The 10,889-nt window shown below is 74.8% G+C and carries 14 protein-coding genes; 2 read left to right on the top strand and 12 right to left on the bottom strand.

The window, feature by feature from the left end:
* Window positions 1-423: glycosyltransferase (locus tag VK640_07885; GenBank protein HTE73103.1), on the bottom strand; the 423-nt coding region annotated here is incomplete at its 3' end.
* Window positions 424-576: 153 nt separating this feature from the next.
* Between VK640_07885 and VK640_07880 the strand changes: the two genes are divergently transcribed.
* Complete coding sequence (locus tag VK640_07880) at window positions 577-1,326, top strand: SDR family NAD(P)-dependent oxidoreductase (GenBank protein ID HTE73102.1); 750 nt, start codon at window positions 577-579, stop codon at window positions 1,324-1,326.
* The gene (locus VK640_07875; GenBank protein ID HTE73101.1) at window positions 1,323-1,865 is read left to right on the top strand and encodes a GNAT family N-acetyltransferase; all 543 of its coding nucleotides are present in this window, start codon (window positions 1,323-1,325) and stop codon (window positions 1,863-1,865) included. The genes VK640_07880 and VK640_07875 overlap by 4 nt, the downstream gene beginning before the upstream one ends.
* Here the strand turns inward: VK640_07875 and VK640_07870 are convergent.
* From VK640_07870 to VK640_07820, 11 genes are all read right to left on the bottom strand, one after another.
* The gene (locus VK640_07870) at window positions 1,846-3,195 is read right to left on the bottom strand and encodes a hypothetical protein (GenBank protein ID HTE73100.1); all 1,350 of its coding nucleotides are present in this window, start codon (window positions 3,193-3,195) and stop codon (window positions 1,846-1,848) included. The two genes, VK640_07875 and VK640_07870, sit on opposite strands and share 20 nt — an antisense overlap.
* A 43-nt stretch (window positions 3,196-3,238) precedes the next feature.
* The gene (locus tag VK640_07865) at window positions 3,239-3,988 is read right to left on the bottom strand and encodes an alanyl-tRNA editing protein (GenBank protein ID HTE73099.1); all 750 of its coding nucleotides are present in this window, start codon (window positions 3,986-3,988) and stop codon (window positions 3,239-3,241) included.
* 2 nt (window positions 3,989-3,990) lie between these two features.
* Window positions 3,991-4,317, bottom strand: a complete 327-nt coding sequence (locus VK640_07860; GenBank protein HTE73098.1) for a DUF2516 family protein — start codon at window positions 4,315-4,317, stop codon at window positions 3,991-3,993.
* A 160-nt stretch (window positions 4,318-4,477) separates the two neighbouring features.
* Window positions 4,478-5,011: a hypothetical protein gene (locus tag VK640_07855; protein ID HTE73097.1), complete on the bottom strand. Its 534-nt coding sequence runs from the start codon at window positions 5,009-5,011 to the stop codon at window positions 4,478-4,480.
* The gene (locus VK640_07850) at window positions 5,008-5,544 is read right to left on the bottom strand and encodes a helix-turn-helix transcriptional regulator (GenBank protein HTE73096.1); all 537 of its coding nucleotides are present in this window, start codon (window positions 5,542-5,544) and stop codon (window positions 5,008-5,010) included. Before VK640_07850 ends, VK640_07855 begins: the two co-directional genes overlap by 4 nt.
* A gap of 67 nt (window positions 5,545-5,611) precedes the next feature.
* Complete coding sequence (locus tag VK640_07845) at window positions 5,612-6,886, bottom strand: hypothetical protein (GenBank protein ID HTE73095.1); 1,275 nt, start codon at window positions 6,884-6,886, stop codon at window positions 5,612-5,614.
* Window positions 6,883-7,764: an alpha/beta hydrolase gene (locus VK640_07840; GenBank protein ID HTE73094.1), complete on the bottom strand. Its 882-nt coding sequence runs from the start codon at window positions 7,762-7,764 to the stop codon at window positions 6,883-6,885. The genes VK640_07845 and VK640_07840 overlap by 4 nt, the downstream gene beginning before the upstream one ends.
* Window positions 7,761-8,462, bottom strand: coding sequence for an FAD-dependent oxidoreductase (locus VK640_07835; GenBank protein HTE73093.1), 702 nt, complete (start codon window positions 8,460-8,462; stop codon window positions 7,761-7,763). Before VK640_07835 ends, VK640_07840 begins: the two co-directional genes overlap by 4 nt.
* Before the next feature lie 8 nt (window positions 8,463-8,470).
* The gene (locus VK640_07830; GenBank protein HTE73092.1) at window positions 8,471-9,412 is read right to left on the bottom strand and encodes an asparaginase; all 942 of its coding nucleotides are present in this window, start codon (window positions 9,410-9,412) and stop codon (window positions 8,471-8,473) included.
* A 21-nt stretch (window positions 9,413-9,433) separates the two neighbouring features.
* Window positions 9,434-9,988, bottom strand: a complete 555-nt coding sequence (locus VK640_07825; protein ID HTE73091.1) for an aerial mycelium formation protein — start codon at window positions 9,986-9,988, stop codon at window positions 9,434-9,436.
* Entirely contained in the window at window positions 9,985-10,857 is an 873-nt protein-coding gene (locus VK640_07820) for a 3-keto-5-aminohexanoate cleavage protein (protein HTE73090.1), read from the bottom strand. The genes VK640_07825 and VK640_07820 overlap by 4 nt, the downstream gene beginning before the upstream one ends.
* Window positions 10,858-10,889 lie beyond the last annotated feature (32 nt).

Raw genomic sequence — 10,889 nt, 5'->3', positions numbered from 1 at the left:
CATCGAGTGAACGAGCGGGACGTCCCAGCGCTCGGCGGCCAGCCAGGAGACCTGCCCGGAGAGCCAGTAGTGGGAGTGGACCAGGTCGTACCAGCCGGGCGGGCGGGCGGCCTCCAGGCGCATCAGGCCGGAGGTGAACGCGCACAGCTGGGCCGGCAGGTCCTCCTTGGCCAGGCCCTCGAAGGGGCCGGCGGTCACGTGGCGCACGGTGACGCCGGGAACCAGCTCGACAGCCGGTGGCAGGTCCGAGCTGGTGGCCCGGGTGATCAGGTCGACCTCGACGCCCAGGGCGGCCAGCCGGCGGGAGAGCTCGACGACGTACACGTTCATGCCGCCGGCGTCGCCGGTGCCGGGCTGGTCGAGGGGGGACGTGTGGACCGTGACCATCGCCACGCGGCGCGGGAGCGAAGCGCGCCCGCGCATCAGCGTCGTCGTCACGCGTCAACCACCTCCGCCTGGACTGGAACCGCGGATCATCGTGCCCGATTCCCTGGCCGGGAACCGAATGGAGGCACCCCGGCCCGGATCCGTGCCGGCGTGAGCGTGTGAGGATGCCGCCATGAGAGGGGCAGCGAGGTGACCGGCGGCACAAGCGGAGTGGCGGTGGTCACCGGCGCGAGCAGCGGCATCGGGGCGGCCACCGCGCGCCGGCTGGTCGCTGAGGGCTTCGAGGTCGTCGCGGCGGCCCGGCGGCGGGACCGCCTGGACGCGCTGAGCGCCGAGACCGGGGCCCGCGCGGTCACGCTGGACGTCACGTCGCCGGACTCGGTGGCGGCAATGGCGGCCCAGGTCCCCGAGGCGACGGTCCTGGTCAACAACGCCGGGATGGCCCTCGGGATGGACCCGGTCGCCGAGGCCGACCCGGACGAGTGGCGGGCGATGTACGAGGTCAACGTGGTCGGCGCGCTCCGGGTCACCCAGGCCCTGCTGCCGGCGCTCGTGCGCAGCGGTGCCGGGCACGTGGTCGTCATGGGCTCGACCGCCGGCCGGATCGTCTACGAGGGAGGCGCCGGTTACGCCGCGGCCAAGCACGGCGCGGCCGTCCTGGCCGAGACCCTGCGGCTGGAGCTCAACGGGCAGCCGGTCCGGGTGACCGAGATCGCCCCCGGCATGGTCGCCACCGACGAGTTCTCGCTCACCCGGTTCCGCGGTGACGCCCAGCGGGCGGCCAAGGTGTACGAGGGCGTCGCCGAGCCGCTGACGGCCGACGACATCGCCGACTGCGTGGCCTGGTGCGTGACCCGCCCGGCCCACGTGGACGTCGACCTGCTCGTCGTGAAGCCGCTGGCCCAGGCCGCCCAGCACAAGGTGGACCGCCGGTCATGACGGTCGTGCTCGAGACCGAGCGGCTCGTCGTGCGGGACTGGCAGCAGCCCGACGCGGAGCGGCTCTACGACATCTACTCCCGGCCCGACGTGGTGCGCTACCTGGGCGCGGCACCGGCCGTGATGGCTTCGCTGGCCGCGGCGTGCGAGCGGATCGACCGGGCCGACCTGCGCAACGGCTCGGACCGGGAAGCCGGCCGGCCGACCGGCTGGTGGGCGGTGGAGGTCCGCGAGACCGGCGTCGTCGCCGGCACCGTCGCGCTGGTGACGGTCGAGGCCTCGACCGACCCGGACGCCGAGGTCGAGGTGGCCTGGACGCTGCACCCGGACAGCCACGGCAACGGCTACGCGAGCGAGGCGGCGCGAGCGGTGCTGGCCCGCGGGCATCAGGCCGGGCTCACCGAGATCCTGGCCCTCACCGACCCCGCGAACACGCCGTCGCAGGCGGTCTGCCGCCGGCTCGGGCTCCACCTGGACGGCACCAGCGAGGCCTACTACGGCAAGCCGCTGCTGGTCTGGGTCAGCCGGGCAGCGACGTAGCCGACGGGTCGGGGGACGACCTGGCCAGCGGGAGCTGCAGCGCCGCCAGCCGGACGCTGTCGGATGCGCTGGGCCGGCGGTCCAGCCGCTCCTGCAGCAGGCTTCCGGCCTGCTCGGTCCGGCCCGCTCGGACCAGCGCGGCGAGGAGGGTGTCCTCCAGCACCTCGCGCTGTGCCCGCGAGCCGCCGAGTCGCTTCCCGTGCGCAGTCACCCGGGCAACGGCGTCGGCTGCCGGTCCCGGCCGGTCCTCGAGCAGGTCGGCGAGCGCGCCGGCGAGCGGCGGCAGCACCTCCGGTCCGCCGGGGGCCACCTCGTCACCCGTGGCGTCCTCGAACCGCCGGGCCATCGCCCGCAGTCCTGGCACGTCGCCGGCGCAGGCCAGACCCAGCGCAGCGTGCCATCCCACGAACAGGAACGGCGGCGACTCCGCGACTGCACCGGCCCGCTCCCCGAGCAGTCCGCCGGACGGGTCCTCGCCCGCGGGGACCAGCCCCGCGAGCTTGAGCCGCCAGGCGTAGGAGGCCCCGTTGCTCAGGTACCAGTTCTCGTCGCCGTCCGGGCCGGCCAGCTCGACCAGCCGGCGCAGCACCGCCGCTCGGTCGTCCAGAGCCAGCTCGTGCAGACCGGCGTGCCACGAGAGGTGCGGCAGGTAGGGACCACCGGGACGCACCTGGTCGCGCACCCAGCGGGTGAGCCAGGCCAACCCGTCCTGGTGGTCGCCCCGCTCGAAGTGCACGTGCGCCGTCACGTGGCCGGCCGGGATGTAGCCGGGGCGGTCGGCGAGCACCTCGGCGGCGTACGCCTGCGCCTCGTCGAGCTCGCCGCGCTCCTGCGCGGCCATCGCCAGCATGCTCTGCACGAGGGGATGGGCGCCGTTGAGCCGGCGGCCCTCACGAACGAGTCGCTGGGCCTCCGCCCCGCCGTCCTCGCGGAACGCGAAGAGCACCGCGAACATCAGGGTGAACCGGGCGAGAAGATCGGTGGGGTGGTCGGCCAGGTAAGGGCCCCAGACCCGGTCGAGGGCCCACATCGGCTGGCCCAGCGACTCCTTCATCGCTGCCACGAACGCGTGTTCCCGCTCGCTGGCGTCGGCAGCCAGCCGCTCGGCCTGCGCGATCTCGACGTCGGCGTCGGCCTCGGCCTCGCCGTCCATGGCTGCGAGCGCCAGCAGGGCGTGCCCGACGGCCAGGTCGGGAGCCTGCTCGACGAGAGCGACGACGCGGTCCGGCCCGTCGAACGCGAGGTAGTCGTCGACGGCGGCGTCCCAGAGCGCCACCGCGTCGGCGTCGCCGGTGACCGGCAGTCCCCAGGCGTCTGTGCGTGCGCCCATGACGTCCCCCTGAACCCGAACGGCCCGAGGCCCCGAGGGTAGGTCAGCCGTCGAGCAGCCGCACCCGCAACCGGCGGAATCCCTTGCCCTTGCTCTCCACCTTCACGACCTCGATGCGCCCGATCTGGCTGGTCGACGCGACGTGCGTGCCGCCGTCGGCCTGGGTGTCGAGGCCCACGATGTCGACGATCCGCACCACCTCGAGGTCCGGCGGCAGCAGGTCCTGGGCGGTCCGGATGAGGTCCGGGTGCCGGGCGAAGGCCTCGTCGCGCGGCAGCGACCCGACCTCGATCGCCCGGTCGGCGGCGATCTCGGCCGCGCACGCCTCGGCGACCCGCTCCTTGAACCCTTCCGGCACCTCGGGCAGGTTGAAGTCCATCCGCGCCTCGAGCGGCTCCATGTTGCCGCCGGTGACCAGGGAGCCGAAGTCGCGGTAGACCACGCCGGAGAGCAGGTGCAGCCCGGAGTGGGTGCGCATCAGGGCCGTACGTCGCTCGTCCTCGACCGCGCCGCGGACCGCGGTGCCGGCCGGTGGCAGCGGGTCGCCCTCGGCGGGGACGAGGACGAGGTCGTCGCCGCGGCGGGCCCCGACGATGCGGGTCTGGACCCCGCCCCACAACAAGGTGCCGTGGTCGGGCGGCTGGCCTCCACCGCCGGGGTAGAACGCCGACCGGTCCAGGACGATGCCGTCCGGCGAGCTGTCGAGCACGGTGGCGTCCCACTCGCGCAGCGACTGGTCGTCGAGCTCGAGCCGGGTGGTGCGTCCAGCCTTTGGATGCGTCTCGGCGGCCATCGTCAGTAGGGGCCGTACGGGCCGTAGCTCGTGCCGCCGCCGCCACCGCTGACGGCCTTGAGCTTCGGCCGCACGTCGGCGAGGTAGACGCCGGCGGCCACCACGCCGATGACGTTGAGGAAGCTGATCGCACTGAAGAAGAAGACGATCGCCAGCAGGAACGCGACGACGAGGATCGCGACCCAGAAGACCTTCGTCTGGCGCCCGACGGCCGGGTAGAGCTGCGCGCGGTAGCGCAGGGCGTCGACGGCCGCGAAGCCGGTCAGGGCGAGCGCTCCGATGCCCAGCAGCAGCAGGACGAAGCTCTGCACCGGGCCGAGGATGTCCACGGCGCCAAGCCTAGCCCGACGTGGGAGGGCCGACCCGCGTCGCGGTGTGCGCGTCGCGGGCCGGCCCGGTCGTGCGGCGGCGCTCGGTAGTCCCTCCGGAGGGACTACGCGGTCATGACACCGCGGATCGTCTCCGGAGGGACGGCCAGCGTGGCTTTCGTCAGCTGCCGGTCTTGGCGGCGGCGGCCTTGGTGGCCTTCCGCGCCGAGGTGGCCGTCTTGCGCGCCGACGTGGAGGCCGACTTGGTGGCCTTCTTGGTGCCGGCGGTCTGCTTGCGCGCCGTCGTGGTCGTGCCCTTGGCCGCCGAGCGGGTCGTGGCGGCGCCCTTCTTGGCGGTGGTCGTCGCGGCCTTGGTCCGGCGGACCGTGGTCGCGGCGTCCTTCTTCAGGTCCTGCGTCGCCTGCTGGCGGCGGATCCGGCCGACGACCTTGCGGCCGCGGGTCAGCAGCTCGACGTACACGGCGTCCGCGCGGTCCGCGACCTCGACGGCCGCCCCGACCGCCGCGGTCTGCGCCTTGGCCGGCAGGGCCGCGGTCTCGGCCTGCAGCGTCGACACGGCCCTCTCGACGTCCTTGCGCTCGATGCGCACGGTGCTGAGCTTGGCCGGGGCCTGACGGACGGTCTTGACGGCCAGGTCGCCGGCGCCGGCGACGACGTAGAACGGCTTGCTTCGGGTGATGGTGGTCAGGCTCATGGGTTCCTCCTGGGACGTGCCTGGGTGGTCTTCGTGGTCTTGGTGGCCGTCCCGCCCTTGGCGGTCGGCTTGTGGGTGGCCGGCTTCGACTTCTTGGCGGCGGTCGACCGCTTGGCGGTCGCCGCCCTCGGTGCGCCGCCGGCGGCCTTGCGCACCGCCGTCTTCTCGGCGGCCGACGTGGCGACGGTGGCCGCCGCGTGCTCGGCCCGGAACGACTCGTAGATGTCGAGCAGCACTCGCTTGTGCCGCTCGCCGATGCCGGTGTCCGCGAGCACTGCGGCCGTGACGTCGCCTCCACCGTGCTCCTCGTCGAGGATCCCGGCGCGGACGTAGAGCGTCTCCGCGGAGATGCGCAGACCCTTGGCGATCTGCTGCAGGATCTCGGCGCTCGGCTTCTTCAGGCCCCGCTCGATCTGGCTGAGGTAGGGGTTCGAGACGCCTGCGGACTTGGCGAGCTGCCGGAGCGACACCTGCGCGGACTCGCGCTGCTCCCGGATGTAGTCACCCAACGAGGTGACCTTCAGCGTTGCCATGCAGCCATCCTACCCCGGGTGCTAACTGCGGCAAGCAGCCGGCAAGCGCCTTTCCGGGTGACCCCTGTCACACCGGACGCACGGCGTCTCCCCCGTCCCCAGGCAGCAACCACTCGGCGCCGTCGGACGTGTCGCGCACCTCGACACCGGCCGCTGCGAGGCGGTCGCGGACCAGGTCGGAGGTCGCGAAGTCCTTGGCGTCTCGGGCCGACGTGCGCAGGTCGAGCAGCAGGTCGACGTACGGCGCGAGGGTCTCGCGCGGGTCCGCCGCGCCGACCGTGGCCAGGTCGCCGAGCCGGACGAGCATCGCGCGCAGCACCCGCCGCGCCTCGTCCCGGTCGTCGCTCTGCAAGGTGTCGGCGCTCCAGTCGGCGATCGCCTGCTCGAGGGCCAGCACCGCCTGCACGCACGCGTCGACGTCGCGGTCGGCGAGCGCCCGGTCGAACACGGTGCGGCACGACTCGGCCTCTGCCCGCAGCGAGGTGGCCGGTGCCCCGGCCACGACGCCAGTCGCAACCGGTCCGGGAGCGGCGGGCGCCCGGCCGGTCGACTGCTCGCCGCGCAGCAGGCCGCGCAGGTCGTCGAACGCGAGCAGCTGTCCGTCGGCGAACGTCGTCGTGCTGCCACGGCGCCGCACGCTGACCAGGCCGTTGCCGCGGACCTCGAGGGTGCGCGCCGACAGGTCGAGGATCGCGGCGGTGTGCTCGTCGACGCCCAGGACTCCTACCTCGTCCGGTAGGCCGGACTCCAGCACCGAGAGCCTCGGCTCGCCGAGGTAGCAGAAGCGGGTGTCGTGGGTGCCGCCCTCGGCGTTGTCGTAGTGGGGCACGACGGCCGCACGCAGCCCGGTCATCTCGCCCAGGAGGTCCAGCCCCTCGACCCAGGCCGGCTCGGCGCCGACCTTGTAGATCTCGTAGACCGGCACGGTGTGCGAGCCCAGGGTCAGCGCGGCCGCGCTGCCCATGACGACCGTGCCGCCGCGGCGGACCACGGCCGCCAGCGCGCCCGGGACGCCGGTGCCCGCCCACTGCTGCAGGGCGTACGTCGGGCTGCCCGGGCCGGCGAAGGCCCAGGCGGCCTGGTCAAGCAGGGCCAGCGCCCGCTCGACGGCGGCGGCGTCGCCGTCACGGCGCGGCCACCGGGCGACCTCGACCTGCCGGCCGACGCTCTGCGCGAAGTACTGCACGGTCCGGGTGACCAGCTCGTCGCGGTTCATCTGGAACGCGAACGGAGTGTCCAGCAGCACCGCGGGGCCGGCCGGGGCGGCCGCGAACACCTCGCGGTGCACGCGGACCATGGTCGGCGCGGTCTCGCCCGACCCCATGACGACGATGCGGCTCATCGACGTCCAGCCTCCACCCGCGCGGCCAGCGCCACCAGGTCGTCGGCGAGCCGCCCCGGGTGCTGCGCGTGCAGGTCGTGGTCGGCGCCGACGTACCACGAGACGACGGCGTCGGGCAGCAGGGCGAGCGCCAGCTCCGGGCCGCGCCGTCGCGGGTCGCTGCCGTCCGGGCCGTCCTCCCCGACCGCGGGCGCCACCAGGGTGGGCACGGTGACTCCGGGGAGCTGCTCGGTCACGTCGTCGGCCCACAGCGAGTGCAGGATCTCGCGGTGGTGGTCCCGGCGGAGCGCGGGCTGCGCCGTCCCGTCGGGCCGGACCCGGAAGTTGCCGAGCGTCCCGTCGACGCCCTCCTGTGGCCAGTCGGGGTGCCAGGCGCGGAACCGCCCGGCCAGCTCGGCAAGCGGCTGCGGCGGGAAGACCGGCGGGGCCAGCTCGGCCCAACAGTCGTCGAAGGTGGGGTAGCGCTCGCCCAGCGAGATCCACCCACCGTCGACGAGACCCACGCCGGACACCATGCCGTGGCGTGCCGACAGCGAGACGACGACGTTGCCGCCCCACGACTGGCCGACAGCCACCGGGGCCCGGTCCCCGGTCAGGCCCAGCGCCCTGATGAGCGAGAGCAGGTCGTCGGCGCAGCGGTCCGTCGTGTAGCCGGCCACAGTCTCCTCCGACCGGCCGTGCCCGCGCTGGTCGACGGCGACAACCTCGTGCCCCGCCGCCGCGAGCCGGCGGGCCACGCCGTCCCACACCCGGGAGTTCGACGAGAGACCGTGCACCAGCAGCAACGGCCGGCCCGGCCCTTCGGCACGACGCAGGGCCAGCCGGGGGCCGCCGGGCAGGGCGACCTCGTCGTCACGCAAGGCGTCGTCGGTGCTCACTGCTCACCTTCGGTCGCGGTCCAGCTCGCGGATGAGGTCGAGCGCCGCGGGGTGCACGGCTTCGGACCAGCCCGGTGTGGGTGCACGTGGTCGGGAGGAGGTCGGCGGTCAGGCCGGCGCGTACGGCGAGGCGAGCTCACCACCCCAGCTCTCGGCGGCGGGCGCGACGACCGCCGCCCCGACGACGACCCGGTCGCGGCGCCCGCCCACCCGCCCGGAGCAACCGGTCGCCGGACACCGCCCGACCCGCCCTCGAGCTCGAGCAGCACGCCGTCGCCTCTCGCCGCACCGAGGTGGCCGTGGCACCGGTGCGCAGTCCACGCCGTCGTAGCCATGACCAGCGCGCGCGACCAGCGCAGCGTCCGGTGGCCCAACACGAGCCCTCCAGGGCCGGTGACCCGCCCCCGGCCGCGGACGAGGGTCGCCCCCGCCGCCGAGACCCCCTCGGCGGTCCCGCTGTCGTCCCGGCGCTCGGCGGCGTGGTCGCGCCGGCGAACCGCCTCCGCCCAGCCGACCCCGGCGGCCGCTGCCAGCAGCAAGGCCTTGCTGGGGATGCAGGCGACGTACGGGCACTCGCCGCCGACGCGGTGCCCCTCGACGACGGCGACGTCCGGCCCCGCGCCGGCCAGCCCCTCCGCGACCGGCTGGCCGCCGGAGCCGGCGCCGAGGACGACGACGACGTACTCGTCGGTGGGCACGGCGGGCCTCAGAGCACCGGGCGGACCGCGCCGACCGGCACCCCGCCACCGAGAAGCGCCGCCGTCTCCTGGTCGTCGAGCACGGCGGCCTCCACGCCGAGGGCCCGCAGCGCAGCGGCCATGACCGGCGGCCGGGCCCGCTGACCCCCGTCGTCGATCTTGAGAGCGACGGCGCGCCCGTCCGGCAGGGCTGCGGCGTAGACGCCTTCGGCCCCGTCCTTGGCGACCAGCCCCGGGACCCCGGCGACCAGTGCGGTCACGTCGCGCCGGGTGCCGCCGAGCCACTCGGGGTGCCGGCGGATCGCGGCCGCCACCCGGTGCTCCGCGGTGCCGGCCGGTGCGGTCGCGACTGCCGCGAAGGCCCGGGCCAGGCCGGTCAGGGAGAGTGCGAACAGCGGGGCGCCGCAGCCGTCGACGCCGACCACCGGCGACTTCTCGCCGGCCAGCCGCTCGACCGTCGCGCGCAGCGACTGCTGCAGGGGGTGGCCGGGGTCGCGGTAGCTGTCGATCGGCCAGCCGTTGACCACGCAGGTCGCGAGCATCGCGGCGTGCTTGCCCGAGCAGTTCATGACCAGGGGCGAGGTCGTGCCGCCGGCAGCGACGTACGCCAGCTTCTCCACCTCGTCGACGGGCAGGTCGGGCGGCGTCTGCAGGTCGGTCTCGTCGAGGCCGGCCGAGGCGAGCACCCGGCGCACGCCGTCGAGGTGGAAGGACTCACCGGAGTGGCTCGCCGCGGCCAGGGCCAGCAGCTGGCCGTCGAGGTCGAGGCCGAGCTCCAGCAGGCCGACGGCCTGCAGCGGCTTGTTCGACGAGCGGGGGAACACCGGCGCGTCCGGCTCGCCGCGCTCGAGCAGCCGGGAGCCGTCGGCCGCGAGGGCGACCAGGCTGCCGCGGTGGCCGCCCTCGACGAACCCGGAGCGCACGACCTCGGCGAGCAGGACTGAGGGCATGGGGAGGAGCGGCTCGCGGGTCTAGCGCTCGGCCAGCAGGTCGTCGACGGAGGCCGCGCCGGACTTGTAGCGGTCGGCCACCTCCGTGGTGAGGGAGTCCATGACCTGCTGCACCCGGCGGCGATCCTCCGAGACGGCGTGCTCGAAGCCCTCGAGGCGCTCGACGGCGGCGCGCAGCTCCTCGTCGGAGCGGCCCTGGACGTCGGAGACCCCGATGTCGGCGATCACCTGCTCGACCAGCCGGCGGTGCTCGTCGACCCGGGACGGCTCCACGCGCAGGAACCGGCCGAGACCGTGGTCGCTGCGGGCCGAGTCGCCCAGGACCTGGGCGAGGTGGTCGACGATCTCCTCGCCGCCACCGGACCGACGGGCCAGCTCGGCCCGCAGGATGTCCATGCGTCCCTGGAGCATCCGCCGGACGTACGAGAGGTCGGCCTCCTCCTGCTCGGCCTCGCGCCGACGGCTGCGCAGCTCGTCGATGCCGAGGTCGCCCAGGCCGGACGCGAAGCCCTCGCCGAGGACGCGGTCGATGCGCCGCCGACCGTTCGGGTAGGGCGTCGCAGGCGTCTCGCTCATGTCGCCACTCTAGGCAGTTTGACCTGGCGGCGGTCCTTGACGGCCAACATCGCGCGGGCGCCGTCGGTCGACATCGGCGGCCGCTGGGCCAGCCGGGCCAGCTCGGCGGCCCGGGCCACGAGCTCCTCGTTGCCGGTGACCGGCCTTCCCCGGGCGAAGGTCAGGGTGTCCTCCATGCCCACCCGGAGGTGGCCGCCGGCCGACAGCGCGGCCAGCGAGACCGGCAGACCGGTGCGCCCGATGCCGGTCGCCGACCACGAGCACCCGGCAGGCAGCGCCTGGACCGCGGCGACCAGCGCCTCGGCCGTCCCGGGCATCCCGCCGGGCACCCCCATCACCAGGTCGCAGTGCACCTGGCCGCCGTAGGGCGCGCCGTAGGTGTCGAGCAGCCGGTGCATGCCCGCGACGTGGCCGAGGTCGAACAGCTCGAACTCGGGCACGACCTCCCGCGCCTGGGTCTGCTGGTAGAGCTCGGCCATGAACGGCCACGGGTTCAGGAACACGTCGTCGCCGAAGTTCACCGTGCCGCAGGTCAGCGAGCAGGAGTCCGGCTCGGCGTCGAGGACCCGCAGCCGGTGCTCCAGCGGGTCGTGGACCGAGCCACCGGTGCTGAGCTGGACGACCATCGTCGTCGCCTCGCGCAGCGCCGTCACCGTGTCGCGAAGCCGCTGCAGGTCCAGCGTCGGGCGGGCGTCGGCGTCCCGGATGTGCACGTGCACCAGGCCGGCGCCGGCCGCCTCGCACGCCACGGCCGTCTCGACGAGCTCGCCGAGCGTGACCGGCAGGGCCGGCACGTCGGTCTTTGCGGTCTCGGCGCCCGTGGGCGCCACGGTGATCAGGGTCTCGGTGCGGGAGTCCACGGGCCGCATCGTGCCACGCCCCGGCGCCCGTCGCCCGGGCC

This window comes from Actinomycetes bacterium (assembly GCA_035489715.1).
Classification (GTDB): Bacteria; Actinomycetota; Actinomycetes; order JACCUZ01; family JACCUZ01; genus DATHAP01.
This window is presented reverse-complemented; position numbering and strand designations above follow the sequence as displayed.